The sequence below is a fragment of the Vibrio sp. 5S239 genome, from assembly GCF_041439575.1.
GTDB lineage: Bacteria > Pseudomonadota > Gammaproteobacteria > Enterobacterales > Vibrionaceae > Vibrio > Vibrio kanaloae.
Window position 1 is genome coordinate 172,824 of the sequence record NZ_JBGOOM010000007.1, and the last position, 26,714, is coordinate 199,537.

At 44.1% G+C, this 26,714-nt stretch carries 26 protein-coding genes; 19 read left to right on the forward strand and 7 right to left on the reverse strand.

Annotated elements, in window-relative coordinates:
• Positions 1 to 9: 9 nt before the first annotated feature.
• Positions 10 to 1,383 carry an L-cystine transporter gene (locus ACED48_RS08310; protein WP_017057435.1) on the reverse strand — a complete coding sequence of 458 codons (1,374 nt, stop codon included), beginning with the start codon at positions 1,381 to 1,383 and terminating at the stop codon, positions 10 to 12.
• Positions 1,384 to 1,566: 183 nt separating this feature from the next.
• Positions 1,567 to 2,262, reverse strand: coding sequence for an NAD-dependent epimerase/dehydratase family protein (locus ACED48_RS08315; protein WP_017057434.1), 696 nt, complete (start codon positions 2,260 to 2,262; stop codon positions 1,567 to 1,569).
• A gap of 431 nt (positions 2,263 to 2,693) precedes the next feature.
• Between ACED48_RS08315 and ACED48_RS08320 the strand changes: the two genes are divergently transcribed.
• The 9 genes from ACED48_RS08320 to btuD all read left to right on the forward strand — a co-directional run bounded on the left by ACED48_RS08320 (position 2,694) and on the right by btuD (position 11,556).
• A complete protein-coding gene (locus ACED48_RS08320; protein ID WP_017057433.1) occupies positions 2,694 to 3,305 on the forward strand; it encodes a flavin reductase family protein in 612 nt (203 codons plus the stop codon).
• 71 nt (positions 3,306 to 3,376) lie between these two features.
• Complete coding sequence (gene cobT / locus ACED48_RS08325) at positions 3,377 to 4,441, forward strand: nicotinate-nucleotide--dimethylbenzimidazole phosphoribosyltransferase (RefSeq protein ID WP_017057432.1); 1,065 nt, start codon at positions 3,377 to 3,379, stop codon at positions 4,439 to 4,441.
• Positions 4,441 to 5,247 (forward strand): adenosylcobinamide-GDP ribazoletransferase, encoded by an 807-nt coding sequence (locus ACED48_RS08330; protein WP_017057431.1) that lies wholly within the window; start codon positions 4,441 to 4,443, stop codon positions 5,245 to 5,247. Before cobT ends, ACED48_RS08330 begins: the two co-directional genes overlap by 1 nt.
• 9 nt (positions 5,248 to 5,256) lie before the next feature.
• A complete protein-coding gene (gene cobU / locus ACED48_RS08335; protein ID WP_017057430.1) occupies positions 5,257 to 5,841 on the forward strand; it encodes a bifunctional adenosylcobinamide kinase/adenosylcobinamide-phosphate guanylyltransferase in 585 nt (194 codons plus the stop codon).
• Positions 5,842 to 5,867: 26 nt separating this feature from the next.
• Positions 5,868 to 6,485: an alpha-ribazole phosphatase family protein gene (gene cobC, locus ACED48_RS08340; RefSeq protein ID WP_017057429.1), complete on the forward strand. Its 618-nt coding sequence runs from the start codon at positions 5,868 to 5,870 to the stop codon at positions 6,483 to 6,485.
• 93 nt (positions 6,486 to 6,578) lie between these two features.
• Positions 6,579 to 8,375, forward strand: coding sequence for a M3 family oligoendopeptidase (locus ACED48_RS08345; RefSeq protein ID WP_017057428.1), 1,797 nt, complete (start codon positions 6,579 to 6,581; stop codon positions 8,373 to 8,375).
• 278 nt (positions 8,376 to 8,653) lie between these two features.
• Positions 8,654 to 9,682: a succinylglutamate desuccinylase gene (locus tag ACED48_RS08350; RefSeq protein ID WP_017057427.1), complete on the forward strand. Its 1,029-nt coding sequence runs from the start codon at positions 8,654 to 8,656 to the stop codon at positions 9,680 to 9,682.
• Positions 9,683 to 9,815: 133 nt separating this feature from the next.
• Entirely contained in the window at positions 9,816 to 10,811 is a 996-nt protein-coding gene (gene btuC, locus ACED48_RS08355) for a vitamin B12 ABC transporter permease BtuC (protein WP_004734896.1), read from the forward strand.
• A complete protein-coding gene (gene btuD, locus ACED48_RS08360) occupies positions 10,798 to 11,556 on the forward strand; it encodes a vitamin B12 ABC transporter ATP-binding protein BtuD (protein ID WP_017057426.1) in 759 nt (252 codons plus the stop codon). Before btuC ends, btuD begins: the two co-directional genes overlap by 14 nt.
• Positions 11,557 to 11,609: 53 nt before the next feature.
• Here btuD and ACED48_RS08365 read toward each other — a convergent pair whose 3' ends face one another.
• Together ACED48_RS08365 and ACED48_RS08370 are read right to left on the reverse strand one after the other, a co-directional pair.
• Entirely contained in the window at positions 11,610 to 12,023 is a 414-nt protein-coding gene (locus tag ACED48_RS08365; RefSeq protein ID WP_017057425.1) for a RidA family protein, read from the reverse strand.
• Positions 12,024 to 12,049: 26 nt separating this feature from the next.
• Entirely contained in the window at positions 12,050 to 12,985 is a 936-nt protein-coding gene (locus ACED48_RS08370; protein ID WP_017057424.1) for an NADP-dependent oxidoreductase, read from the reverse strand.
• Between the two features lie 184 nt (positions 12,986 to 13,169).
• Here ACED48_RS08370 and ACED48_RS08375 point away from each other — a divergent pair, with 184 nt between their 5' ends.
• The 8 genes from ACED48_RS08375 (at position 13,170) to ACED48_RS08410 (ending at position 21,808) form a co-directional block, all read left to right on the forward strand.
• Complete coding sequence (locus ACED48_RS08375) at positions 13,170 to 14,096, forward strand: LysR family transcriptional regulator (RefSeq protein ID WP_017057423.1); 927 nt, start codon at positions 13,170 to 13,172, stop codon at positions 14,094 to 14,096.
• Positions 14,097 to 14,261: 165 nt separating this feature from the next.
• Positions 14,262 to 14,621, forward strand: a complete 360-nt coding sequence (locus tag ACED48_RS08380; RefSeq protein ID WP_029627136.1) for a DUF6559 family protein — start codon at positions 14,262 to 14,264, stop codon at positions 14,619 to 14,621.
• Positions 14,622 to 14,990: 369 nt separating this feature from the next.
• A complete protein-coding gene (locus tag ACED48_RS08385) occupies positions 14,991 to 16,445 on the forward strand; it encodes a lytic polysaccharide monooxygenase (RefSeq protein ID WP_017057421.1) in 1,455 nt (484 codons plus the stop codon).
• A gap of 216 nt (positions 16,446 to 16,661) precedes the next feature.
• A complete protein-coding gene (locus tag ACED48_RS08390) occupies positions 16,662 to 18,092 on the forward strand; it encodes a PLP-dependent aminotransferase family protein (RefSeq protein WP_017057420.1) in 1,431 nt (476 codons plus the stop codon).
• A 162-nt stretch (positions 18,093 to 18,254) separates the two neighbouring features.
• The gene (locus ACED48_RS08395; protein WP_017057419.1) at positions 18,255 to 19,838 is read left to right on the forward strand and encodes a cytochrome ubiquinol oxidase subunit I; all 1,584 of its coding nucleotides are present in this window, start codon (positions 18,255 to 18,257) and stop codon (positions 19,836 to 19,838) included.
• A 12-nt stretch (positions 19,839 to 19,850) separates the two neighbouring features.
• Positions 19,851 to 20,987: a cytochrome d ubiquinol oxidase subunit II gene (cydB, locus tag ACED48_RS08400; RefSeq protein WP_017057418.1), complete on the forward strand. Its 1,137-nt coding sequence runs from the start codon at positions 19,851 to 19,853 to the stop codon at positions 20,985 to 20,987.
• A 10-nt stretch (positions 20,988 to 20,997) separates the two neighbouring features.
• On the forward strand, positions 20,998 to 21,099 hold the full coding sequence (gene cydX / locus ACED48_RS08405) for a cytochrome bd-I oxidase subunit CydX (protein WP_017057417.1): 102 nt from the start codon (positions 20,998 to 21,000) through the stop codon (positions 21,097 to 21,099).
• Positions 21,100 to 21,319: 220 nt separating this feature from the next.
• The gene (locus tag ACED48_RS08410) at positions 21,320 to 21,808 is read left to right on the forward strand and encodes a GNAT family N-acetyltransferase (RefSeq protein ID WP_017057416.1); all 489 of its coding nucleotides are present in this window, start codon (positions 21,320 to 21,322) and stop codon (positions 21,806 to 21,808) included.
• Between the two features lie 107 nt (positions 21,809 to 21,915).
• On the opposite strand, the gene ACED48_RS08415 is transcribed toward ACED48_RS08410, so the two are convergent.
• Positions 21,916 to 22,491, reverse strand: coding sequence for a nucleoside triphosphate pyrophosphohydrolase family protein (locus tag ACED48_RS08415; protein WP_017057415.1), 576 nt, complete (start codon positions 22,489 to 22,491; stop codon positions 21,916 to 21,918).
• Between the two features lie 208 nt (positions 22,492 to 22,699).
• Between ACED48_RS08415 and ACED48_RS08420 the strand changes: the two genes are divergently transcribed.
• A complete protein-coding gene (locus tag ACED48_RS08420; RefSeq protein WP_017057414.1) occupies positions 22,700 to 23,758 on the forward strand; it encodes a sensor domain-containing diguanylate cyclase in 1,059 nt (352 codons plus the stop codon).
• Positions 23,759 to 23,809: 51 nt separating this feature from the next.
• Here ACED48_RS08420 and ACED48_RS08425 read toward each other — a convergent pair whose 3' ends face one another.
• Entirely contained in the window at positions 23,810 to 24,376 is a 567-nt protein-coding gene (locus ACED48_RS08425; RefSeq protein ID WP_017057413.1) for a DUF1415 domain-containing protein, read from the reverse strand.
• A gap of 85 nt (positions 24,377 to 24,461) precedes the next feature.
• Positions 24,462 to 25,661, reverse strand: a complete 1,200-nt coding sequence (locus tag ACED48_RS08430) for an MFS transporter (protein ID WP_017057412.1) — start codon at positions 25,659 to 25,661, stop codon at positions 24,462 to 24,464.
• A gap of 128 nt (positions 25,662 to 25,789) precedes the next feature.
• On the opposite strand from ACED48_RS08430, the gene ACED48_RS08435 reads away from it, so the two are divergent.
• Positions 25,790 to 26,662, forward strand: a complete 873-nt coding sequence (locus tag ACED48_RS08435; protein WP_017057411.1) for a LysR family transcriptional regulator — start codon at positions 25,790 to 25,792, stop codon at positions 26,660 to 26,662.
• Positions 26,663 to 26,714: the final 52 nt, after the last annotated feature.

Sequence of the window (26,714 nt, forward strand, 5' to 3'; positions counted from 1 at the left end):
TCGAACCCATTAAGCGTTCGCTTGTTCCAGATCTTGTTGCTTGTCTTTCTTACCCAATAGGCGGCTTGTGATCGTACCGGCTGTCATTGCACCAGATACGTTAAGCGCTGTACGTGCCATATCGATAAGGGGCTCGATAGAGATAAGCAATGCTGCGATAGTTACCGGAAGGCCCATCGCTGGCAGCACGATAAGTGCCGCGAAAGTAGCACCGCCACCTACACCTGCAATACCGAATGAGCTTACTGTGATAATCGCAACCAGAGACAGAATGAAGTTGATATCCATTGGGTTGATGCCGACTGTTGGCGCAACCATGACTGCTAGCATTGCTGGGTAGATGCCCGCACAACCATTCTGACCAATCGTTGCACCAAAAGACGCAGATAGGTTTGCAATCGCTGGTGGTACGTTTAGCTTAGTAATTTGAGCTTCTACGTTCAGTGGGATTGATGCAGCAGAGCTACGCGATGTGAAAGCAAAAGTCAGTACAGGCCAAATTTTTTGGAAGTACTCTTTCGGGTTGACACCAACAAAAGAAACTAGCACGCCGTGAACCACGAACATCAATAGGATCGCTACGTAAGACGCTACGATGAAGCCTAGTAAGCTTAGAATGTCAGACGCGCTAGACGTTGCAACAACCTTAGCCATTAGTGCTGCGATACCGTAAGGCGTTAGCGCCATGATCATTTTAACTAAACGCATAACGATAGACTGAGCAGCTTCAACAAATGTACGAATTGGTGATTCTAGCTCTTCTTTTTCTGCCATCACTTTACGTGCTGCAATACCGGTTAGTACACCAAAGATAACTACCGCGATAATAGAAGTAGAGCGAGCGCCCGTTAAGTCTGCAAATGGATTTGTTGGAATGAAACTAACCAGCATTTGTGGAATCGTCAGATCAGCTACACTGCCAATGCGACTTTCTAGTGTTGCGATACGTGCTGTTTCACGAGCACCTTCAGTCAAGCCTTCCGCTGAAAGCCCAAATGCTTGAGTCACTGCGATACCAACTATTGCAGAAATCGCAGTTGTTGCTAACAATACTGAGATTGTGATGCTAGAAATTTTACCGAGTGAACCGCCTTTTTCAAGCTTCACAACAGCGGCAATCATTGATACCAACACTAACGGCATAATCACCATTTTTAGTAGGCCAACGTAGCCACGACCAACAATATTTACCCAGTCTAACGTCTCTTTGATGATAGGGTTACCTTCACCAAATAACAGCTGTAGGCCTAGGCCGAATACACTACCAAAAACTAAGCCGAGTAAAACAAGTCGAGAAAGAGTGTTTTCTTTTTTCTGCTGTCCATATAGAAAGAAGAGAATACCAATGAATATCGCTAGGGCAGCGATAGCTGGGAATGACATTTAAATTCCTTATGAATAACTTCAAATTAATAGAGCGCTAAGGTATTAGCGCGAATACTGCAGGGTAAGATAACGTTCTGTAACAAAACGTAAAATAAGGAAAAGTAATTTATTAGAACAATAAGTAATATCCACACATTAAGGTGCATGGATATCCAACATTGTGATTAATAGATGAGCTTTTTAGCGATATTTTGCTAATAAATTGAGCATATCACTTGAAGAATAAATTTCGACATTTTGAAAGTTATTATCGAATAATCGGAACAACATGGTTTGTGCTACATCTTTTGATTGAATCGGGCGAAGGTTCTTGAATTTGCCAAACATAAATGGCGACAGCATAGGAAAGACACTTTGTAGGATTTTTTCATCGGCCCTTGGTTCATCTCTATCACCAATCAGTGGCCCCGGGCGCGCTATAAAAAGTTGTTTGAAACCGATACGTTTTAGGTTTTGCTCCATTTGCCCTTTGCAGCGAAGATAATGTGAATAAGAATCTTGCGACGCGCCGTAACTTGACACCACTGCAACTCGTTGGACGCCGAGAAACTTCATGGATTGGGCTACTTGGCTGACAAGTTCAACATCGACTTTGCGTAGTGCTTCTTTTGAACCTGCTTTTTTCTTGGTTGTACCTAAGCAGATAACCCCGAGATTAGGCGTTGCTTTGGTATCGTCCCAACTCGTGACTTGCAGATCACGGTGAATGAGTGTGTGAAGTTTGTCGGAGTTATACTGTGAATCTAATGCTCTTCGGGATAAGGCATAGATATAGTCAACCGAGGGTTCATCGATGAGCAAGCTCATCACATGACGGCCGATTAGCCCTGTAGCGCCAGCTACAACGACCGATGTTTTGTCTCCAGAAATGCTCATAGCTATCCTTAACCTGCTTGCAAGTACTTGTTTAATATAAACAGTGTTTTAATTTTAAGCGAATAAAATTTAAAGATAGTTTTTAAAGGTTACTCAATAAGTAAACCAGATTTTAGAAATAAAAAACCAAAAAACTGCTGGGAGTTACGGTGTGAGCTTTTATTAATTTCGAGCTTATTTATAGAGTGCTTATTAATAGAGATATTATGATTCATGCAAGCTGTTTGTATCAGACATAACAGTGCCAAAGGTAAGTGATTGAGATTTGCGGTTAGTTGGTATGAATTTTATGTTTTGTGATTGTTTTGTTTAGAAAAGAGGCTGAACTGTTTAAATTAAGAACACTCTCTGCGTTTCTGTTACATAACCATAGATACCGGGTTGCTTAACACGTAAACTGAGTCGTAATTCACATAGACCAAGGACGTGCTATGAACCTCAAGCTTGATACTCTCGCTCCTACTCAGATTTATCATCTGATGACACAAACTGTTGTGCCTAGGCCTATTGCATGGGTATTGACGGAATCTTCTGACCAAGAGTACAACCTAGCGCCTTTCTCTTATTTCACGCCTGTTTCCAGCAATCCGCCGCTATTGATGTTGTCGGTTGGGAAGAAGCCATCGGGCGAAATCAAAGATACCACTCGTAACGCCCTAGAAACGGGTAAGCTTGTGATTCACATTGCTTCTTTAAGTTCTGCAGAAACAATGACAGCGACAGCAGCTACCCTTGAACACGGTGATTCTGAAGTAACTGCGAATAATATCGAGCTGGTTGAATTTGAAGGCTTTTCTTTACCAAGAGTTAAGCAGTGCGCCGTGGCTTTTGGTTGTACATTATATGAAGTTAAAGAAGTCGGTGAAGTACCGCAAAGCCTTATATTTTCCCAAGTTGAACAGGTGTATATCTCCGAAGATGTGATTGATAACGAGAGCGATCGCTTGAAGATTGATGCGCTCGCACTTGATCCTTTATCTCGATTGGGTGGCGGTGAATACGCCACGCTAGCCAATGTGTTCTCTGTCGCTCGTCCTAAGTAAGAGTTATCTATTTAGCTTCAGCCGAATAAGTTCGCTAAACCTCGTACCTCAATCTAAGTGCCATTAATCTTATGCTAAATACAAAATACTCACAGTTCATCCAACATCGCATTGATCAAAAAACTAAGCCGTTAGGCGCTCTTGGTTTACTGGAAAAGGTTGCTCATCAACTGGCTCTAATTCAAAGTCAGGGTCAAGAGTCTGCGGTTGAACACATCGAATTGAATAAGCCGAGCATCATCATTTTTGCAGGCGATCATGGTATTGCTGATGAAGGCGTGAGTATTGCTCCAAGTGCCGTCACGCAACAGATGGTGTTGAACTTCTTAAGCGGTGGAGCGGCGATCAATTGCTTCTGTGCGGTGAATAACATCGATATCACGGTAGTCGACACGGGGATATTGTTGCCAGTCGAATCTGAGAGCCCGATGCTGATCTCCCAGCGTTTGGGTACACGAACCAATAACTTTGCCAACGAAGCCGCAATGAGTTTAGAAACGGTGGAACGAGGCATAGAACTCGGCGCCCAGCTTGTATCTAAAACCATTTTGAACGGTTCGAATATCATCATGTTTGGTGAAATGGGTATCGGCAACACCAGCAGTGCTTCAGCGATTTTAAGTGCGCTAGCAAACCGGAGTGCGGTTGAATGTGTTGGATTAGGTACAGGTATCAACAATGAACAACTTGCGCGAAAAGTGGCTGTGGTTGAGCAAGGTGTTGCGCGTTGCAAAGGTTTAGGGCTTACAGAAGTTAAAGAGCTTACAGATCTTAAAGATACCAAAGAGGTACTAGCACAAGTTGGTGGCTACGAAATCGTTCAAATGGTCGGTGGTTTCCTTGGTGCTTATCAAAATAGAACGCCAGTATTGGTTGATGGTTTTATCGTATCAGCCGCTGCGTATGTCGCGACCTTAATTGAACCGAACTGCCGTGACTATATGATATTTGCCCACCGCTCTGAAGAGTCCGGCCACAAAATCTTATTAGAGTTACTAGACGCTGAACCACTGCTCGATCTTGGATTGAGGCTAGGCGAGGGCACAGGCGCTGCACTAGCTATGCCAATCATCCGAGCGGCTGTGGAGTTTTACAACAATATGGCGAGCTTCGAGAGTGCTGGAGTCACTGTTTAATGAGTGATTTGCCGGAAAGATCTTTGAAAGATCGCGTTGCTTATCAATGGGAACTGTTTTCCTTGGCAATGGGCTTCTTTTCTCGTTTACCTATGCCGAAGAACACGCCCTATTCAGAAGAGCGTATGAATCGTTCTGGTCGTTACTTTTCAACGGTCGGTATCTTACTTGGCGTGTTATGTGGTGGTGTATTTGTGCTGCTTGATGCTGTACTGCCAAGTGGCGTCGCTATATTTTTAATGATGGTTTTTAGCCTGATGTTAACCGGCGCGTTCCATGAAGATGGTTTAACCGATATGGCGGATGGCATTGGCGGCGGCATGACGTTAGAACGTCGATTGACCATTATGAAAGACAGTCGTATTGGTACATACGGCGCATCTGCTCTCATCATGGCTCTGTTTGGAAAGTGGATTCTATTGAATGAACTTGTCAGCATGACCGAGCTGTTTATGGTGATCGTCACAAGTTACACCTTTAGCCGAGCGATTGCCGCATCACTGATTTATGATATGCCTTACGTGAGCGATTTAGATACCAGTAAAAGTAAGCCTTTGGCCAACAAACAAACCAAAGGCGAACTTGTCTTCTTATTGCTTGTAGGCGTGCTGCCTAGCCTGTGGTTTGGTCTTGAATTCGCTTTGATTTTATCTGTCGTCGCGTATCTGTTCAGAACAGGTTTCAAAAAGTGGTTAACGGCTCGAATTGGCGGCTTTACTGGCGACTGCTTGGGGGCTGCTCAACAGTTAATGGAGTTGCTGAATTACCTTGTATTCATAACTGCATTTTACAATGGCTTTCTATAACGGTTTCCTATGAAAAACACGAATCAAACTATTCAAGCAAGTCAGCGAAACAGCCATTTGGTATTGGGTGGTGCTCGTTCTGGTAAATCGAGTTATGCAGAGCAACAAGCGTTAAGTGCCCTGGCTGCATGTTCAAATGGGCGTTTGCATTACATTGCAACAGCCACTTACCTTGACGATGAAATGCGAGAACGAATAGCGCATCATCAACAACGTCGAGGTCAGCATTGGGTTGAACATGAGGTACCGATTGAATTAGCCACTAAACTGCAGGCATTTAATCAAGGTGATGTGGTGCTGATTGATTGCTTAACACTATGGCTTAACAACCTCATCTTTGAATTGGGCGATGATGCAACCAATGAACAAGTAGAGACTGTGATTGAGGCTTTAGTGCAAAGCGTCGAGCAAAGTCCGGCGCAAATTATCATCGTGTCTAACGAAGTTGGACTTGGTGTAGTTCCGCTAGGAAAAGTGTCGCGCTTGTTTGTTGATAATGCGGGGCGAATGAACCAAGCATTAGCTCGGGTTGTCGAACGAGTCACACTGGTCACCGCAGGGTTGCCATTGATCTTGAAACCGTCGAATTATTAGGCTCATTCCTAAGTTTAGGTACACACATGGACAATGGAACAACCAAAAATATCTACTTGCTGAGGCATGGAAAGGTAGAAGGTAAAACGGCTCTGAACGGTGTATCTGACGTATTGGTTAACCCAAACCTTCAACAGCAGATTTGTGAAGCCTTGGTGCAGCACGATGTCTCTTTTGATGGTGTGGTTACCTCGCCATTAAGACGATGCAGTGATCTAGCAAACCTGTATGCACAGCGCATGTCTGTACCTCTGTCGACGACATCAGGCTTTCAAGAAATGAACTTCGGTGAAGTTGATGGTGTCCCATTTGATGAGCTTGAAGACAAGTGGGGAATGTTAGAAACCTTTTGGCAAGACCCTGCTAATCATCGATTAACAGGCGCAGAAAGCTTACAGAGCTTCCACGACAGAGTAACTCAAGCTTGGGCGCAACTTTTTAGCGATCCAAGTGATAATTTATTATTGGTTACTCATGGTGGTGTGATTCGAGTACTGCTCGCGCACTGCCTTGATATTAATTGGAAAAATCCAAGTTTGTACTCGAAATTATCGATCGAGAATGCCTCAATTACCCATATTCAAGTCACTCAGTTTGCACAGAGCTTTATCTGCGTCAAAGCGATAGGGCTGCCTATTCTGTAAGCATTCAAAAATACACAGTTATACCAATTTTTAAATATATTAAAAGTGTAAGACGGTGGTTTTAGCCGTTACCTACGTGAAAGGAATTTAGTCATGACCACACCAAGTTGGGATCTCAGTATTGCTTATCGCGATCTAGATGATGCAAAAATCGAACAGGATATTGAACTCATTCAACAGTGTATTGAGCTGTTGTATCAGCATGTTGAAATTCGCCATGTCATTCTAGCGATGCAAAACGCCATTCAGACTTCAGAAGCGGCTGGCACGTTACTGAGCACCATCAATACTTTTGCCAACTGCCACGCATCGGTAGATGCAACACATACAGAAGCCAAAGCATTGCTTGGCCGCGTCGCGAAGTTGAACTCTGAAATGTCTCAAGCGTTTAGCCCATATGAAGACACATTGATTCACGCTGAACCAGAATTTATTGATGCCGTTCTAGAGCATGAAAGTGTGGATGTCGCAGGCCAACGTTTTGCGATTGAAAGTTCACGAAAATTATCGAGCAGCAGACTTAGTGTGGCTGAAGAGCAGCTATTAGCAGCAATGAAGGTTGATGGCCGTGACGCGTGGGGGCGTTTATACGACAACCTAACGGGTTCTTTGAAGTTGTCTTTAAAGGTTCAAGGTGAAGAAGAAGCTCTCGGTTTCTCCCAAGCGGTTAGTTTACTGTATGGCAGTGAATTCGACAAACAAGAACCGGCATGGCGAGCGGTTCAAAGCGCAATGAAGACGCACGAAGAATCTTTTGCTTCGATTCTGAATGCATTGGCGGGGTGGCGACTGACAGAAAACAAAAAGCGCTCGAAAATTAGTGATGTGCATTTTCTTGATCCAAGCCTACACGGCAGCCGCATAGTGCCAGAAACACTAGACACCATGATGTCGGTGGCAAAAGCTAATCGTAACGTTGGACAGAAAGCCGGTCTGTTAATGGCACGAGTTCACGGGTTAGATGAAATGAAACCTTGGAACCATTTAGCGGCAATGCCACCGCTCGGTAACAGCGAGTCTAAGCTTTATTCTTTTGATGAAGCGATCGAAGTAATCAAAACTGCTTTTGATGAAGTCAATCCAGAGATGGCTGAATTTGTGGGTTTGATGGTTGAGAATGGTTGGATTGATGCTGCACCTGCTGCCAACAGGCGCTTAGGGGCTTACTGCACTAAATTTGCTGCTACACGTACGCCGCTCGTTTTCATGACTTGGGGTGGTAGCCGCTCAAACCTAATGACTTTAGCGCATGAACTCGGCCATGCTTTTCACAATTGGGTAATGCGTGACATGCCTTTGTGTAAGACTCGCTACCCAATGACGCTGGCAGAAACCGCTTCTATCTTTGCTGAGAATATCGTTCGTGACCACTTGTTACAACAAGCACAAACACGCAATGAAAAACTTGAAATGCTGTGGGAAGAGCTTTCTTCTTCTTTGGCATTAATGGTGAACATTCCCGTTCGTTTTGAGTTTGAGAAAGCCTTCTACGAGCAGCGTGAAAAAGGCGAGCTCACGGCTCAGCAGCTGTGTGACTTGATGGAAACAACTTGGAAAGAGTGGTACGGCGATGCAATGACAGAAGCCGACCCTTATTTCTGGGCGAGCAAACTGCACTTCAGCATTTCTCAAGTGAGCTTCTACAACTACCCATACCTATTCGGGTACTTGTTCAGCAAAGGTGTGTACGCGCAGCGAGATGCGAAAGGTGAGCAATTCTACGGCGATTACGTGTCGTTGCTTCGTGATACGGGCAGCATGATGGCGGAAGAAGTCGTTCAAAAGCACTTAGGAATGGACCTGACTCAAGCTGACTTTTGGCAACAAAGCATCGACATGGTCAAAGTCCAAATCGATGAATTTGAAAGATTGCTCGATCAGGAAGATTAATTGATCTCAATCTGTTCATGGCAGGTAAGAGCTGTGTTAGCTTACGTGGCTCTTATCTTGCTGACATGACTTGAGAAAAGCTGAGACAGCCAAAAGTTGCTTTAAATAGAGAAAGTTATTTGGAACAGAAGTCGGTTAGTAAAGTCAGCAGGTAATATAAAAATATATGGGTAGTATTTGTGAGTGATAACGGAGTTTCTATTGATAAGTGCGATCCTAGCAACACAATTTCTATGTACAATTTATTAACATACGGCCGTGCAATTAAGGAGTAACGCATGACGAAGACCCTCTTTCGCCAATCATTTCTTTTTGACAGCCTAGATCTTGAGCAAGAAGTGGTTGCAGGACAGACCGTACTGAGTAACGGTGTTCAAATTAAGCTTCATCAACGCGGTGTATTGGAAGTGATTCCCGCTGAGTATAATTCTGAAACCAAGAACATCATCTTTTCAACAGGTGTTCACGGCGACGAAACTTCACCAATGGAGCTGATTGATAAGCTCATTGAGGACATTGAAACAGGCTTCCAAGTCGTGACAGCAAGATGTTTATTCATCATTGCTCACCCAGAAGCAACCAACGCGCATACTCGTTTTCTTGATGTGAATATGAACCGTCTGTTTGATGAAAAACAGCACGAAAGCAATCGAGAAGTGGATATCGCGAAGAACCTTAAGTACTTGGTTACTGAGTTTTACAAGGAAACGGTACCTGCCACTCGTTGGCACTTAGATTTGCACTGTGCGATCCGTTTGTCTAAGCATTACTCTTTCGCCGTAAGCCCTAAGGTTCGCCACGAAGTTCGCAGTAAAGCTTTGTTCGATTTCATCAACAGCGCTCACGTTGAAGCTGTGCTGCTATCGAATGCGCCAACCAGCACCTTCAGTTGGTACAGCGCTGAAAACTTCGAAGCCCAAGCACTGACAATGGAGTTAGGGCAGGTAGCACGAATTGGTGAGAACCAACTTGATAAGTTAACGGCTTTCGATTTGGCAATGCGCAATCTGATTGCTGAAATAGAACCAGAGCATTTACCAAAGAAAACCATTACTTATCGCGTAAGCCGAACCATTGTTCGTTTGCACGATGACTTTGATTTCATGTTCTCTGATGACGTTGAGAACTTTACGGCGTTCAAGCACGGTGAAGTGTTTGGTCATGATGGCGATAAGCCATTGATGGCGAAGAATGAAAACGAAGCGGTGGTATTCCCAAATCGTAACGTTGCTATCGGTCAACGAGCGGCCTTAATGGTGTGCGAAGTTGAAACACGATTCGACCACGGTCAGCTTGTGTACGATTAATACCGAGCTGGGTTAAAGCGACGAAAACAACCGCTCAACTGGTTGAAATATCAAGGTTCACATTACGGTGTGAGCCTTGAGTTTATTTAGGGATACAGGTAAGGTTACGCGAACAATTTCAAAGTAGCTTGATATGGATTTCCAACAACTTCTTCACCAAAAACAGCGCAAATGGACCCGAGCCATTTATCTGATGGCAGCACTGCTTGTCGCGCTGAGTGCGATTTACCTAATGGTTGGCGATCTTTTCATTTCCCCTCTGGGCACCTTGTCCACGTTAGAACAAAAACTACTGATTGATTTACGCTTACCTCGATTATTAGCAGCGATTGCCATCGGGGCTGGGTTAGCTGTATCTGGTGCAAGCTTACAAGTCTTATTGGGTAACGTATTAGCAGAGCCAGGTGTGCTCGGCATTTCTGGTGGCGCAAGTTTGGCGATGGTTATCGTACTGTTCTTCTTACCGTTTGCTCCCACACCTGAACTGTTCATGATTGCCGCCGTTTTAGGCTCGCTTTGTTTCACCGTGATACTGGTGAGCATGGTAAAAACGATGCGACTCACCACGGCTAAATTACTGCTGGTGGGTGTCGCATTAGGCATTCTTTCTGGCGCGATGGTGACATGGGCGTTCTATTTTAGTGACGACTTAAGCCTACGCTTACTGATGTATTGGCTGATGGGCAGCTTGGGTGGCGTGACTTGGTATCAACACTCGCTCACGTTAGTGATGATCCCCGTGATTATTTGGTTGTGCCTGCAAGGTAGTAAGCTAGATAAGTTAATGATTGGCGAGACTCATGCTGCACAGTTAGGCGTGAATGTTCCGAGATTACGTTGGCGTCTAATCTTCGCTGTGTCTATTTTAGTCGGCTGCGCGGTGGCATTGGGCGGCGTGATCAGCTTTGTTGGCTTGGTTGTGCCCCACTTGTTGCGTTTAGCAATTGGTACCGACAACCGATATCTTCTTCCTTTGTCTGCCGTTGCTGGCGCTGCATTGTTGGTGTTTGCTGATATTTGCGCGCGTACATTACTCGATTCTGCAGAATTGCCTTTGGGTGTGATGACCACCAGTATCGGTGCGCCTATCTTCATTTGGATGTTAATTAAAAATCATGATTCAAATTAAGAGCCTGAGCGTCGGCGCTCGTTTATTACCAATATCATTTGAGCTCACGCAAGGGCGAGTGACCCACGTTATCGGCCCGAATGGCAGCGGTAAAAGTACCTTACTCGAAGCGATATCTGGTATTAGTGATAGCTATAAAGGCGATATCAAGCTCGATGGGCAAGACTTGTCAGTGTTGTCGCTACAAGATTTATCATTACACCGTGCTTATCTGTGCCAAAGCGCAAGGCCAGCCTTCAACTTGGAAGTGTTCCAATACCTTGCGTTGTCATTGCCAAGTTCGTCGCATGGCCTTGATGCTGAAATCAACGCAGCTTTGGACGAAATCAGCCAGATGCTAGACATTGCAGACAAACTTCATCGTTCCATTCAAACCTTGTCTGGTGGTGAATGGCAACGCGTTCGTTTGGCGGGAATGTGCCTACAAATTTGGCCGACGCTTAATCCTTACGCAAAGCTGCTGATCCTCGATGAACCCGCAGCTCCGTTGGATGTTGCTCAAGAAGCCTTGTTATACAAGCTCATCGAACGAGTGGCAGAGAAGGGCATCGCCGTTATCATGGCAAATCACGATCTGAACCGCACCTTAAGACACGCCGACCAAGTGTTGCTGCTCGACAAAGGCGTACTTCAAGCATCAGGTCGTGCAGAACAAGTTCTTACGCCTGAACAGCTAGAGTCCGTGTTCAACACTGAAGTCAAAAGTATCTCACTCGATAATCAAACTTATCTGTTATTTGGTTAAGCCTTTATCGCTTGGGTAAGACAGTTGAATCTTAGGATTGGAAAGCTCGGCAGTTATCGGGCTAACATCATCTCATATTCAACCATCATATCTGGCATCCCTAAACGTTGAACATAGCGCAACGTGCCTGTTGCTGGTTTTACTTCAACATCACCTAAAAACTCTTCCCAAACATGAGCAATGCCTTCGAATTGTGCAGAGTTTACTTCGTTGGTAAATGTCCAATCCGTCCTGACAATGTCGTTAACACTAAAGCCAGCTTCTTCTAAGAATGCCTTCATTTGGTCTAAAATTAATCGTGTTTGAGCAACAGGATCATTAGGGTGTTGAGTGATAAAGTCCGGGTTACAGTCAGCATGCCCTGTCACAAAGAAGACTTCGCTGAATTCACTTAGTTTCAATCCCCAACTAAACGCATTGCTCATATCGGGTAGGTTCTTATTGCGAAAAGCTTGTTTAATGGCCATTTTATATCCTCTCTACTTGATAGTGTTTACAGCGAAACTTCCAATACGATTTTGCCACGAGCACGTTTCGATTGACTTAACTCCTGTGCTTGAGCGGCTTTAGATAGTGGGAACACCTTATCGATGTTCACTTTAATTACGCCATCATCAATTAAAGCGGCAATACGTTGTAGATCTCTGGCATTGGGTGAAACCCACCAGCGTTGAAAATTTACGGCTAGTTGCAGTGGTAATGCGCTTTCAATGTCATCTAATAGTGAAACTACGTTGCCACCTTTTCGTACCACTTCGAGTGAACGCTCCGCGATGCCATCACCCCCAACAGCGACGAGCACAGCATCTAACTCATCAACCTCGTCTTCAAAGCGTTGAGTTTGGTAATCGATGAATTGATCGACCCCTAAAGCCGTTAAGTAGGCTTTGTTGCTGGCTGATGCTGTTCCGATAACATAAGCACCGAGCGCTTTCGCTATTTGAACTGCAAAGCTACCAACACCTCCGGACGCATTGTGAATAAGGACACGTTGACCTGCTTTGAGTTGGCAACCTTCAACAAGTGCTTGCCATGCTGTTGTTGCGGCCAATGGCACAGCTGCGGCGGTCACGATGTCGAGAGACTTGGGTGCACTTGCTACTAAATCACTATCGACAGCAAGGTATTCGGCGTAGGCGCCTTGTTCAGAAATGGGCGCATATACATAGACCTGCTCCCCAAGTTTAAGGTTGCTTACATTGTTGCCTTTTTCGACAACTTGTCCTGCTGCATCCCAGCCAACAATGAGTGGCATTTCATGTTGACCGCTAGCCCGTAGGAATCCCTCTCTTACCATCCAGTCGACAGGGTTTACCCCCGCGCCTTGTACTTTGATCAGCACTTGATTTGGTGTGATGGTGGGTTTAGCTATATCGCCGAACGTTAAGTTCTGCGCACTTCCATACTCTTCTAAATACACGGCTTTCATCGTATTTCCTTATAAGTGAGTCATCTGACTTGTTTTTCTACCAGCGGGTTAATCTGTTTGTGGAACTCACTTTGCCCAACTTGTTACTTATCGTCTAATTGATGATTGGTATAATATGCATTGATTAATATGATGAGTTTGCCGATACTCATTCACTAACTCCCTGTGTAATTAGGCAAGTAAGATGGCGAATGTCGATCTGAATTTAATGGTTATTTTTGATGCAATCATGCAGGAAAGCTCGATTACCGTGGCCGCAGAACGATTGTCGATGACGCAACCGTCGGTATCGAACGCCGTCTCTCGAATGCGCCATGCTTGGAAAGATCCTTTATTCGTGAAACAAGGAAGAGGGATTCGCCCAACCCCTTACGCCGTCGAGTTGTGGAAAACGATTGGTGAGCCGTTAGAGGCAATACGGATTGCAACTGAGCGTGATGAGTTTAATCCTGCGACGTTAAAGCGCACGTTTAGAATCGCAACCACAGATTGGATGGCAGACCTGTTTTGGCTGCCGTTAAAGCAACGAATAGAGCTTGAAGCACCTGACGTTAATCTTCACGCCGTACCTTACAACGTCAATGGAGAAAAGTTATTACTCAGTGCCGATGTCGATATGGTCTTGGATTATTTCGAAGGCAATTCAACTCAAGTACAAACTCAACATCTGTTTGATAATCACTTTGTGTGCGCAATGCGTGCCGATCACCCGTTGGCAAGTGAAGAGCTATCGCTAAGTGCTTTTGCTCGTGCTGATCATTTGTTGCTCTCGTTATCAGGTGAAGCGAAAGGCGGGGTAGACATGTTACTAGGACAGAAGGGAATGAAACGGCGCATCGCCATGACGGTGAACCACTGTTACTCCATACCTAGGTTGCTAGTCAATACTGACATGATCACGACGATTCCATTACCGATAATATTGGAGAGCGTGAGTAAGGGAGAGCTGGTGATTAAGAAAACGCCATTCACCATGCCACCGGGGCCCATTTCGATGTCTTGGCATGTGCGCCATCAACGTGATCAAGGGACCTTATGGTTACGTGAGAAAGTGCTTAGTGTTCTGAACCATGGTTTACCTAAGAATTTACTTTTTGATCCGTTTCAATGAGAAGCGGTGCAAATAGTATTTGTTTCGAAATTGCTTTTTCGCATTGTTAATCAGTATATTACTGACGTTATATATTGAGCATCGTCATAAAGGGTGACATTCTAAGTGTTGCTCAAACCTGAACAACATTTGGTGTGATATTTGTAAATTGGAAGAGGAATTAGAGTGTTTAGATATATTCAAAGACGAAGGATCAAAAAGGTTATTAAGCTACTGTCTGCAAGGTTGGTAAAGAGCTATGGAAGCCGTGACTTTTTCTCGATTGGCCAGGTAGAAACGAGTTCTCGTGAATTGAGTAAACGCCAACAACAAATCGCATTGGCTTTGTTTGCTGATCCACAAGATTTAGATGTTGAATTGATTCCCACTATCCAGCTGTTACGTAATGATGTGTCTAATGATTTCTTCGGCGGCGAGAATTACACCGCGCGTGATGTGCTCAATCTTTTGGGTGGCGGCGGTTGGAAAGGCGGTCGTATGGACGATGACATGTCACATCGCATGGGCATGCATAGCCGTTATTAAATATCTTCTTACTACCTAACACCTTTATATCCCCAAAGCGGTTTAATCATAAAGTCGCTGTTTTATTCATTCCGAATAATGTTCCCTCAATCAACACAGAATACTGAAATGTCATAATTCGAAGCAACATCATTTATCGACAACACATTTACTTGAGTTGTGTGATTCCGATTCCTATTAATATAATCCCCGCTGTTATAGACGGTGTTGATGTATATATTTTTTGTTGTTCTTCTTCAAGTCAAAACTATAAATCTTCTAACAGTATTGGTGGTTGGTTAGCCAATATTAGTGTTGTGTAGGGTTAAAATAATAGAGAGTGGGAAAGTGACAACAATAAATAATAATATTCTAAAAATAGCAGTGGGTATGGCTATGCTATCGAGTGTGCCGTCAGTGGCAAATGCTCATGGCTGGTCTGAATTTCCAAGTGCACGTCAGAACACCTGTTACGAGCAAGGCGGGGTTTGGTCGGGTACACCACCAAATGCTGCATGTGCGCAAGCGAAAGATATTTCTGGCTCATACCCGTTCGTTCAACGTAACGAATACGCAAAAAACATTCAAGATTTCAACAACATCAATGCTGTAAAGGCGGCGATTCCTGACGGCACTTTATGTTACGCCAATGATTCGCAAAAACGCGGCATGGGTGCGCCTCACACTGGTTGGACTCGCACCGAGCTAAGTACAGGTACATTTGAATATGTATTCAACGCGACGGCACCACACAACCCGTCATTCTGGGAGTTTTACCTAACGAAGCCAAACGCAGACCTGAGCAAAGGCCTAGCGTGGGGGGACTTAGATCTTATTCAGGAAGTGGGGAACGTTCCTGTAAGCGGTGGTAAATACCGGATTAACGTAACGATTCCATCTGACCGTTCTGGCGACGCAATCTTATACGTACGTTGGCAACGTGACGATGCTGCGGGTGAAGGCTTCTACAACTGTTCAGACATCACTATCGCGGGTGATACAACCCCTCCACCAGAGCCAGGCCTTGAGCCTGATCTAGAGCGTGGCGACCTATTTATTTCAGAGCAATTTGGTACTCCACAAGTTGGTGACACGGTTGAGTACGACATCATCAACAAGTATGGTGAAGTAGCGCGTAGTTTTGATATTGCTATCGACGCGTCAAACGTTAATGACTGGGCTCGTTTGCTGGCTTCTGAAATCAACGGTTGGCATGAAGAGTTTAAAGATGGCGCGGTGTTCATTGGTGATTGGCATGATGAAATGCAGCATTATATGTACTTCCAAAACGATCCTACACGCAACTTCTTTAACTCAAAGGATGGCCGTGCTTCAGGTCAGCTAACATTGATTGAAGGTGGCAACGGTGGTGTGGAACCATTGAAAGGCGATATCTATGAGCTAGTGAAGAGTGACAACGTAGTGAATGCTGGCGACAAAGTTGTGATTGCAACAAGCGAAGCGGCGACATTAACTCAAACTCAAGGTTCTGCAGTAAACATCCAAAATAACGGAACTGCGTCAGTTGTTGTAGATACGACTAGTATTACGGCCAATGAAACCTTGTCGTTTATGGCTAGCTCTATTGAAAGCAACAGTGTGGAAACCTTTACGTTCGAAGTGATTACTGATGACATTGGCGTAACACCAGACCCAGATCCAACGCCGGATCCTGATCCGACTCCAGACCCTGGCACTTGGGATTCATCAGCAACTTATCTAGGTGGTGAAGTTGTGACTTACTCAAACCAATCGTGGAAAGCGCAATGGTGGGTTCAAGGTGGTGCAAACCCTCAAGCGACATACGATAACGACAAATGGGGCGTTTGGCGTCCAGCTAACTAGTCAGCTAGTTAATCTAAACGACGTAACTAAGTAAGTAATTAAGGCACCACACTCGATTGATGAGTGTGGTGCCTTTTCTTATGGGAGAGATAAACAAGTCGACCGTGAAGGTAATTGGGTTTAGGGTAGGGCTTTGGTTTACCTTGAATACCCGCGTAACTCGAATATCCATGATTAGGTAATCTTTAAGCGCATTAGATAGAAAAGAATTTATTGATGAAAAAATCACAGATACTCGCCAATACAATCAAGAATCAGATAGAGCAAAACATTTGGCTGAGTGGTGAGAAGATCCCATCAATTAGAGATGCGTGTAAGCGGTACAAACTTAGCATCGAGACGGTATTGCAAGCTTATCAGCAGCTTGAAGATCAAGGCTATGTACGCTCAAAGCCTAAGTCAGGCTATTTCGTGTTACCTCGCAGAAATGTATTCACTTCAGAAAACGCGCAACACAAAGCCATCAAGCCGTATCCCGTTAAGATCAGTGATCTGCTTTACGATGTTCTCCAACGAGCGAAAGATCCTAGTGTTATTCCACTCAGCTCGGCATTTCCAGACCCTGCCTTGTTTCCTCATCAAGCATTGTCACGCAGCTTAGCCAACGCCAGCCGTCAAATGCCGGATAACAGTATGCTTACCAATTTGCCTCCGGGCAGTGAAACACTCCGTAGACAAATTGCTCAGCGTTACCAAGTGCACGGTCTAAATGTACTGCCTGATGACATCGTGATTACCTCTGGTGCGATGGAAGCGCTTAATCTCTGTTTGCAATCTTGCACAGAGCCGGGTGACTTAGTCGCTATCGAGTATCCTGCGTTCTACGGTGTATTACAGACTATTGAAAGGCTTAACCTGACGGCAGTTGAGGTACCAACAGACCCTGAAACGGGTATAGATCTCGATGTGTTGGAGTCAGTGTTTGCATCAATGGACATTAAAGCGTGTTGGTTCATGACAGAATCACAAAACCCAGTTGGTTATTCGATGAGTGACAGAAACAAGCAACGACTGGCCGAGTTGGTGAATCAACATAAGATCCCGATGATCGAAGACGATGTATACCGAGAACTTCACGTTGGTAATCAAACATCATTACCCGCCAAAGCCTATGACTCTGATGAACAGATCATGCTTTGTGGTTCGTTTTCCAAATCACTGTCTCCCGGTTTTCGAATTGGTTGGGTCGTGGCTGGTAAAAAAGCGCTGAAGATTCAACGATTACAGCACCTGTCAACGCTCTCAAGTAGCATTCCTATCCAACTTGGACTGTCTCACTACCTGACGTTTTATAGTTATGACAACCACCTTAAAAAACTTCGCAAGCTTTTGAATGAAAGGAAGAAGGCACATATAGCACTTCTAGAATCCAGTTTGCCTGAAAGTAGTCTGATTCACAAAAGCCAAGGCGGTTACTTCCTTTGGATAGAATTGCCTCACTCGGTTTGTGTTGAGAAGCTTTATGAGCAAGCTCTTGAACGCAATATATCTGTCGCTCCAGGGATCATATTCAGTAGTGACAAAAAGTTCTCCCATCACATTCGCTTGAATTGTTCATACGCTTGTGACGATAAAATCGCAGACGCCATTCAAACGCTAGGCAACCTAATCAGAACCATGGAACTGCAAGCTTCAACCGTTAGCTAAGTTATCGATTGGTTTTACCTCAATGCTAGTCATTTATTGACTGAATAAAAATCTGTTCTGTTTTTTAATGATCAATCTGTTCTAGTTTGGTTCGTTAGAACTGTGCTGAAATACGCTCCAATTATTAATATGAAAGCCATCATTATGATGTTTGGAGCTTAAATGTTTGATGTAGTTGAATTGTCGCGTTTACAGTTTGCGCTAACCGCTATGTTCCACTTTCTCTTAGTCCCATTAACTATCGGTATGTCATGCTTATTGGCGATCATGGAGTCGATCTTTGTACTCACCGGTAAGCAAATCTATCAGGATATGACTCGCTTCTGGGGCAAATTGTTCGGTATTAACTTTGCGTTGGGTGTTACGACTGGCTTAACCATGGAGTTCCAGTTCGGCACCAACTGGTCTTATTATTCTCACTATGTCGGCGATATTTTCGGTGCGCCTTTAGCCATCGAAGCGCTTGTCGCGTTCTTCCTCGAATCCACTTTTGTTGGGCTCTTCTTCTTCGGTTGGGAAAGGCTATCCAAACGCCAACACCTTGTCGTGACTTGGCTGGTGGCTTTAGGTTCAAGCTTTTCTGCACTGTGGATTTTAGTCGCCAATGGTTGGATGCAAAACCCAATTGGCTCAGAGTTTAATTACCAAACCATGCGTATGGAGATGACCAGTTTTGCGGAAGTGGTGCTTAATCCAGTGGCTCAAGTTAAGTTCTTACACACGGTCGCTTCGGCGTATACCTGCGGTGCGATGTTTATTCTTGGTGTGAGTTCTTATTATTTGCTGAAGGGTCGAGACATTGCCTTTGCCAAGCGCTCTTTCGCTGTGGCCGCATCTTTTGGAATAGCTTCGATCATTTCCGTAATCGTACTTGGTGATGAATCTGGTTATGAACTGGGTGACGTTCAAAAAGTAAAACTCGCAGCGATTGAAGCGGAATGGCACACCGAACCTGCACCAGCGGCTTTCACCTTATTCGGATTACCAAATCAAGAGGAGGGTAAAACCGACTTTGCTGTGAAAATTCCTTATGTGATGGGGATTATCGCAACGCGATCTTTGGACGAGCAAGTGACGGGTCTTCATGAGTTGCGTGATCAACATTTAGTGCGTATTCGAAACGGTATTATTGCTTATGAATTGCTAGAGCGTTTGCGATCTGGTGATACCTCACATGTGACGGAACAAGCCTTTGATCAAACCAAGCAAGACCTCGGATATGGCTTATTGCTTAAGCGATACACAGATACCGTGACTGATGCTACTGAACAGCAAATCCAACAAGCAGCCGATGATTCAATCCCAACTGTGTGGCCTCTGTTTTGGTCATTCAGAATCATGGTGGGTTGTGGCTTCATTATGTTGTTTGTCTTTGGTGCGGCCTTCCTACAAACCTACCGTAAAAATATTACGCAAAAGCCTTGGCTACTCAAAGCGGCGCTATGGTCGATTCCATTACCTTGGATTGCGATTGAAGCTGGCTGGTTTGTTGCGGAATACGGCCGTCAGCCTTGGGCTGTTGGTGAAATTCTTCCTGTGACGGTGGCGGCTTCTTCTCAAACCGTTGGAAACCTGCTCACGTCTCTTGCTCTCATTATCAGCTTATATACCGTATTCATCATTGCTGAAAGTTACTTGATGATTACCATCGCTAAAAAAGGCCCAAGTAGTTTGAAAACAGGGCGTTATCACTATGAACAAACAACATCACTTGAAGCCAAACTGGCACAACAAGTTCAACAATAAGGTGACTGACTCATGTTCGAATATGACACATTACGTTTAATTTGGTGGGTTCTGATTGGTGTCTTGCTGATTGGCTTTATGATCACCGATGGCTTCGATATGGGAGTCGGGGCGCTATTGCCGATCATCGGTAAAACCAATTCAGAAAGGCGCGTGATGATTAACTCCATTGCACCCCATTGGGACGGCAACCAAGTGTGGCTCATTACCGCAGGTGGTGCTCTGTTTGCTGCTTGGCCTCTGGTGTATGCGACATCGTTTTCAAGCTTATATGTTGCGATGTATTTAACACTGATCTCATTGTGGCTACGTCCTCTTGCGCTTGAATATCGAGCCAAGATAGATAACGATCAATGGCGAAAAGTGTGTGATCTGGCGATTTCGTTTTCAGGCTTCTTCCCGCCGATTTTATTTGGTGTCGCGTTTGGCAATTTAATGCAAGGGCTTCCATTCTCTCTGAATAGTTTGCTCATGGTTGAATATCACGGCTCGTTTTTTGATTTGCTTAATCCATTCGCTCTGTTGTGTGGTTTCGTTGGGTTATTAATGGCGTTGTTGCAAGGCAGTGCCTGGCTGATGATGAAAACCACAGATGCGCTTTATACAAAGGTAAGATTGGTTACGCAGGTGAGTGCGATACTTGTGGCTAGTCTAATGGTGCTAGGTGGTTTAATAATAAGCCACATTGATGGTTATCTGATTGTTAGTGAGTTGAACCATAGCGCTGTTTCAAATCCGTTAAACAAACAAGCGATAGCAGAAACTGGCGCTTGGTTAACTAACTTCGAAACTTATTCTTGGATGTGGTTCGCGCCTATAGGCAGTGTTCTAATTCCGCTATTGGCGCTGGTGAGTGCGAGATTAAAATGGGATGCGCTGGCTTTCATCAGCTCCAGTTTTACTAATGCGTGCATTGTATTAACGGCTGGTTTTACGATGTTCCCATTCATCATTCCGTCTAGTGTTAATCCAAGTCATAGCTTAACTCTTTGGGATTCAACATCGAGCGAACTGACCTTGAACATCATGACAGGGGTAGCGTTTGTGATGGTGCCAATCATCCTGTGTTACACCGCTTTTAGTTATCGCACCATGTTTGGACGACTCGATAGTGAGTATGTCGAACGTAATAGCCATTCACTGTATTAAGGAGTTTTTCATGTGGTATTTTGTTTGGATATTAGGTCTATTCTTGGCTGCTTCCTTCGCTGTTTTGAACGTTATGAGTTTAGAGAAAAGTGATTCGGAAACAGAGTCCTAGTCGCTTACGCAATAAAAAAAAGAAGACCAGAAATATGCGTTTCTGGTTTTTGTTCCTCAAACTCATGTTCTCTTCGGATCATCAAGACCTATCCAACCTGTAGCTCTAACAAAAACATTCTTAATTAACCTATTGTTTAATATTCACTATTTGTTAGTGTGTTTAAGTGCACATTGAGGATGTGTATCACAATTAGTGAAGAATAATAGTAGGAGTTGCGATGAGTATTATAGTGAGACGGTCTGAACCGTCAGATGCGAAGGGAATAAAAGAAATCTACGAATGCACTAATGCTTATACTGGTACGCTGCAACTCCCAAATCCATCTCTGGAAAGCTGGCAAAAACGAATTTCTAATATGCCTGATAATGTGTATTCCTATGTCGCGCTGATCGATGGGGAAATTGTCGGTAACTTGGGAATGGAAGTGTGTGTAAACCCGAGAAGGCGTCATGTTGCTTCATTTGGTATGGGTGTTAAAGACGATGTGTTAGGCAAAGGAGTCGGTAGTCAGTTACTCGCGACCGCGATCGACTTGTGTGATAACTGGATTAACATCAAGCGAATGGAGTTAACTGTCTATACCGATAACGAAAGAGCGATTAGCCTGTATAAGAAGTTCGGTTTTGTTATTGAAGGGGAGTCTGCGAATTTTGCTTTTAGAAATGGTAATTATGTCGCGGCTTATCACATGGCGCGATTGGTATAGGCACGCCGCTAAAAATCACTGGCAGATAATAAAACGCCACGTTTAAATAACGTGGCGTTTGCTATTTTAGCTCGCGGTGCATTAAACACCTTCAGTCGTAGCCTTACTTAAGCCGTTAGTGGCTCAAGGTTCGCAGGACGGTAGTGTACTGATTTAAGTACTTTACCTTGGCGAATTGTCTTGCCTTCAGATACGAAATCTTCCGCACACTTCGCGATGATGTATTCGCCTTTTTGAACCGCCATCAGTTTGATATTTTGTTTAGCGTAGAAGGCCTCTGTTTCTGCGTATTCTGCTTCGTTACGACATACTTTGCTCATGTTGCTTGAGTGTACTTCGTCCCAACAAGGCAGAAAGTCGATTGAACGGTTCTTAGAAACATTCAGCAACAAGTCGATCAGATAACTGATTGCTAGGTTGTCTTCTACCTTAGCTTGACCAAGGTGAACCAAACGTCCCATCAAAACATAAACGCTGTCTACGATAGCGTCTGCTTGCTCGATTTTAGAGTCAGCTTCTGCAAGTTCTGTTAGTTCTTCGATCGCTAGAGAGGTATGTAGCGTATCGCCTTTTTCATCCATGGTTTCAGGAGCAGCAACAGGCAGATCAAAAGTACTGCGGAATTCTTTAATGTCGCGGTAAAGGTGATCGTAGATTTCTTGGCTTAGTTGAGAAAGGGTCATATTCCTATCCATTCTGTTTCGTTAATGGATTATTTTACCAAAGCTAGGAATAGGGTGCTAACGTAAAGTCGAAGAACTCCACTTTTATTCATTTGACCAGTAAAGCACTTTGCGTACAAACCGATTGATTATTGTGTATTTTTAACATTTACTCTTTTTATATACTAATAATGTTGTCATTTACTTGGTCAGCAATGGAATTACATTTATGCATCAAGCTAGTGAAAGCGAAGTTGTTATACGCCGCTTGTATCAAATCACCAATGATTATCGAAAGGGTTTCGATAATCAGATCTCTCAATTGCTTATTATGGGGCTTGAACGCTTCAACTTAGATATTGGTATCTTATCTAAAATTGATGGTGACACTTACTTTGTTGAACACTGTATTACACCTGAAGTTGTTGATCTCCATCGCGGTGATACGTTCGAATATTGTTCGACCTATTGCGAGATTACTTGTAAATCGATTGGCCCTACCTGTATTGAGCATTGTGGTAAACACGATCAGTATGCGACACATCCAGCCTATCAGTCTTTTGGCCTGGAGTCTTACATTGGCATCCCCATTTTCGTTAATGATGAGCTTTATGGCACCTTAAACTTTTCAAGCCCAGCTCCCTATCATCGTGAGTTCAAAGAATTCGATATTGATGTTATGAGGCTCATGGCTTCATGGATCGAAGTTGAACTTGTTAGAAGACAGCAAGAACGAAAACTCAAAGAACTGAATGAGAAACTAGAGTACCAAGCTTTGTACGATCCTTTGACACACTTACCGAATAGACGTTGCTTGTTCAAAACATTGAATGCAGAAGTGGAGCAGTTAAAAGGATCTTTAGGTAAGGGGACCTTGGCAGTCGTCGACATCGATTTTTTTAAACAGGTCAACGACACTTATGGCCACCAAATGGGTGATGTTGTATTAAAGAAAGTGGCGAACGTGCTGAATAATAACACTCAAGAGGGTGAGTTTGTGGCACGTTTTGGTGGTGAAGAGTTCATTCTTTGGTATCCAAATAACCCCCCAAGTTGTGTTGAAGATAAGTTCATGACGCTTTTGCAAGAGATGAAAAAAATCACATTGGATAGAAAGCCTGTCACTATATCAATCGGTGCGTGTCATTTTGAGTTGAGTACAGGGGACACCAAAGGGGAAAGGATGTCGGCGCTTGATTCTCTGATTAAAGTTGCCGATGAATGCCTGTACATGGCTAAACAAAATGGACGAGATCAGTTTATTTCTCGTCCATATTATCAAGAGTGATCAGGCTCGTAAGTCGAAATTGATCAGGCCTCAATTCTCTACTGTTTACGATTAGCAGAATAGATAAGGGAACAACTTACGACGCTCTGCAGGTGTTAACGATTCAACTCTTGCGATGTTGGTATCAGGAATAGCTTCAGGATTAGGGTAGTGCTTTAACACTTTTTCCATGCTGGCTTCACGTATCAAATGGTAAACCGGATACGGGGAGCGGTTCGTCAGGTTTTCATCGTCTTCTGGATCCGCACCACCAAAGCAATAGTCAGGGTGGAACGTCGCGAGTTGATAAACGCCTTCCCAGTTTTGTTGCTTGATCAACGCTTCAATCCAATCAATGAACATGTTGTAGTCGAAGAAGTCTTGCAGCATGTTAGGCACAACCACCAACGTTGTCTCTAATTTCGCGACTGGCGTGTTATCTAACTCTACAAAATGCGTCATGATGTCTTCCAACAACGCTTCTTCCGTTTTCGCTTCACTCACAAAGATCTTAATTTGCTTGTTACGTTGTGGCTTGGCTGCGAATGGACACAGGTTTAGGCCAATAACGACATCATCTAACCACTGTTTTACTTGGTCGTGTATAGCTTGAAGATCAGTACTTTGAGTGTTCGACATAACAGGTTCCGGAATAAAATTTGGCGTAGGATATCAGAACGGACGTCGATCAAAAGCAATAATTCAATCAGACACCTTACCTTAGTTAAGCTTCAGCTAGCTTAGAGGTCGATACTTGAAGCTGTTTCAACTGATAGACCCAAGCAAATATTGCAATATAGAAGACAGAACCTCCCGCAATCACGCCATTCCAACCGAACAGTTGCCAGAAATACAAGAGTAGGAATCCACCTAAGCTTCCGCCAATGTAATAGTGTACAAGGTACAGCGCGGTTGCTGTAGCTTTTGCACTCGATGCTTTTTGACTGACCCAAGAGTAGGCAAGCGTATGTGCGAAGAAGGCGCCGCCGCTAATCAACAACAACCCTGCTAGCATGAACGGGACCTTATCAACAGCAGAAATTAACATCCCGATTAAGCTGATACATACGCCCATTAAGATGCCATTCAAAGGTTCAAAGCGCTGTGTCCATTTGTTGGATAGCTTAGAACTGACAGTACCCGCTAAGTAGCATAGGAATATGAGTGACGCTAAACCAACGGGCACGGAGTGCGGCTCAGATACCAACCGGAAACCCATGACAGAATACAGGTTAACAAACAGCGCAAAGTTAGCGCCACCAATCAACATCGCGAGCCACAAGGTACGGTTTCTTAAGTGCATGACTACAGAGCGATTGTGGTGAAAGAACAACCCTTTTTGAGGTTTGAAGTTCTGTTGATCAGGTAAACGGTAGGCGATAAAGAGCGCACCTAGCAATGAACCGACCACGAAAAATAGAACAGTTGCGTGCCAATCGAAATAGTCTGTGATTAAGCCGCCTAATACACGCCCAAAGATCCCGCCAAGCGAGTTAGCCGCAATATAACCACCAATGGCGACGGCAAAGGCTTTGGGTGTCAACTCCTCGACCATGTAGGCAACTGCCACACCAGCGAACGCCGCGACAGCAACGCCCATGAATGCGCGGGCTATCACGAGTTGCAACAAGGTAGTTGTGAACACCATGCTCAATCCAATCAGAGGAATAGCGAACAAACTGAACAGAATGATGGGTTTTCGACCAAAGGTTTCTGATGCGATTGCCCAAGGCACCAAACTAATGGATAGCCCGAGTGTCGTAGCGGCAAACAGCCAGTTGATTTGGGTTCCTGATACTTGGAAATGCTCCGCCATGTGCGGCAAAATAGGTTGAAAAAGGTAGAGATTACAGAAAATGATAAACGAGCCAATCGCTAATGATTGGGTGATTCGTTTGTATTGAGTACTGCCTTTATCAAACATTTGCATACGCCTGTGCGATTAATTAAGTTATTTTTGAACAAGTAATTTATTTGTGAACAAGTTATCAGTACAAAGGTAATTAAAGAAATATATTAAAAATATCACCTCCATATATTTAATATATTGATATGCTTGAATCAAAACCCCTTCGACATTTTCTAGCCGTTGCTCAGTTTGGTAACTTTACGCAGGCGGCTAAAGCTTTGCATATTGCACAGCCTGCATTGAGTATTTCCATCAAGAAACTTGAACAAACACTGGAGTTAATTCTGTTTCGGCGCGGAGACAAATCCGTGACGTTAACGGAAGAGGGTAAGGTGTTGTTCGAGCATGCCAGGAGGATTGCTCAGCAGTTTGATGATGCACAACTTGCTATGAACGAATTAAAGGGTTTAGAAAAAGGAGAAGTGCGATTAGGGGCGCCAAGCATGATGGGGAGTTACTTTTTCCCACAGGTGGTGATGGCCTTTAAAAGCCAATACCCAAACCTAAAATTGACACTAATTGATGCGGGTACAGCCTCGATACGCCAGATGCTATTAAACGGTGAACTCGATATTGGGGTTATCAATCATGAAAATGTGCCTGACGATCTTGAAACCGACCATCTGCTAAGTTCAGAGATGTTAGCCGTTGTAGGTAAAGAGCACCCATTAGCCTCACAGCCATCTATCACTTTTGAAGAGTTTTTCGCGCAAGAGCTGATCATGTTCAAGTCGGGTTACTTCCACCGCGATTTCATCGACGCTACTTGCAAAAAATACAATTTGGACATGACCATAGCGTTCGAGACCAACTTGCTACCGATGATTCTATCTATCGTGAAACGGGAATTCGCGATTACAGCACTGCTTAGCTTAGTGACAGAGTACGAAGAAGATGTGGTCGGCGTGCCGTTTAAAGACCCTGTAAAGCTTAATCTATCTTTGGCTTGGAGAAAGGAAGGTTATCTGTCGAAAGCAGACCGAACCTTTATTGATTTTGTGAAGCAGTATGTGTGATTAGGGCGTGTTGACCTTTCGTGGTTAAATTTTGTTCGAGATAAAAGCGTTT

Bases quoted from the DNA above. Each gene is read 5' to 3' on its own strand.
- ACED48_RS08365 (WP_017057425.1), bottom strand. From the start codon at position 12,023: ATGGCCATTAAACAAGCTTTTCGCAATAAGAACCTACCCGATATGAGC.
- cobU (WP_017057430.1), top strand. From the start codon at position 5,257: ATGAAAAACACGAATCAAACTATTCAAGCAAGTCAGCGAAACAGCCAT.
- ACED48_RS08330 (WP_017057431.1), top strand. From the start codon at position 4,441: ATGAGTGATTTGCCGGAAAGATCTTTGAAAGATCGCGTTGCTTATCAA.
- btuC (WP_004734896.1), top strand. From the start codon at position 9,816: ATGGATTTCCAACAACTTCTTCACCAAAAACAGCGCAAATGGACCCGA.
- ACED48_RS08420 (WP_017057414.1), top strand. From the start codon at position 22,700: ATGCATCAAGCTAGTGAAAGCGAAGTTGTTATACGCCGCTTGTATCAA.
- cydB (WP_017057418.1), top strand. From the start codon at position 19,851: ATGTTCGAATATGACACATTACGTTTAATTTGGTGGGTTCTGATTGGT.
- ACED48_RS08425 (WP_017057413.1), bottom strand. From the start codon at position 24,376: ATGTCGAACACTCAAAGTACTGATCTTCAAGCTATACACGACCAAGTA.
- ACED48_RS08415 (WP_017057415.1), bottom strand. From the start codon at position 22,491: ATGACCCTTTCTCAACTAAGCCAAGAAATCTACGATCACCTTTACCGC.
- ACED48_RS08320 (WP_017057433.1), top strand. From the start codon at position 2,694: ATGAACCTCAAGCTTGATACTCTCGCTCCTACTCAGATTTATCATCTG.
- ACED48_RS08370 (WP_017057424.1), bottom strand. From the start codon at position 12,985: ATGAAAGCCGTGTATTTAGAAGAGTATGGAAGTGCGCAGAACTTAACG.
- ACED48_RS08345 (WP_017057428.1), top strand. From the start codon at position 6,579: ATGACCACACCAAGTTGGGATCTCAGTATTGCTTATCGCGATCTAGAT.
- ACED48_RS08385 (WP_017057421.1), top strand. From the start codon at position 14,991: ATGGCTATGCTATCGAGTGTGCCGTCAGTGGCAAATGCTCATGGCTGG.
- btuD (WP_017057426.1), top strand. From the start codon at position 10,798: ATGATTCAAATTAAGAGCCTGAGCGTCGGCGCTCGTTTATTACCAATA.
- ACED48_RS08410 (WP_017057416.1), top strand. From the start codon at position 21,320: ATGAGTATTATAGTGAGACGGTCTGAACCGTCAGATGCGAAGGGAATA.
- ACED48_RS08315 (WP_017057434.1), bottom strand. From the start codon at position 2,262: ATGAGCATTTCTGGAGACAAAACATCGGTCGTTGTAGCTGGCGCTACA.
- ACED48_RS08350 (WP_017057427.1), top strand. From the start codon at position 8,654: ATGACGAAGACCCTCTTTCGCCAATCATTTCTTTTTGACAGCCTAGAT.
- cydX (WP_017057417.1), top strand. From the start codon at position 20,998: ATGTGGTATTTTGTTTGGATATTAGGTCTATTCTTGGCTGCTTCCTTC.
- ACED48_RS08390 (WP_017057420.1), top strand. From the start codon at position 16,662: ATGAAAAAATCACAGATACTCGCCAATACAATCAAGAATCAGATAGAG.
- ACED48_RS08375 (WP_017057423.1), top strand. From the start codon at position 13,170: ATGGCGAATGTCGATCTGAATTTAATGGTTATTTTTGATGCAATCATG.
- ACED48_RS08395 (WP_017057419.1), top strand. From the start codon at position 18,255: ATGTTTGATGTAGTTGAATTGTCGCGTTTACAGTTTGCGCTAACCGCT.
- ACED48_RS08435 (WP_017057411.1), top strand. From the start codon at position 25,790: ATGCTTGAATCAAAACCCCTTCGACATTTTCTAGCCGTTGCTCAGTTT.
- ACED48_RS08430 (WP_017057412.1), bottom strand. From the start codon at position 25,661: ATGTTTGATAAAGGCAGTACTCAATACAAACGAATCACCCAATCATTA.
- ACED48_RS08310 (WP_017057435.1), bottom strand. From the start codon at position 1,383: ATGTCATTCCCAGCTATCGCTGCCCTAGCGATATTCATTGGTATTCTC.
- cobC (WP_017057429.1), top strand. From the start codon at position 5,868: ATGGACAATGGAACAACCAAAAATATCTACTTGCTGAGGCATGGAAAG.
- cobT (WP_017057432.1), top strand. From the start codon at position 3,377: ATGCTAAATACAAAATACTCACAGTTCATCCAACATCGCATTGATCAA.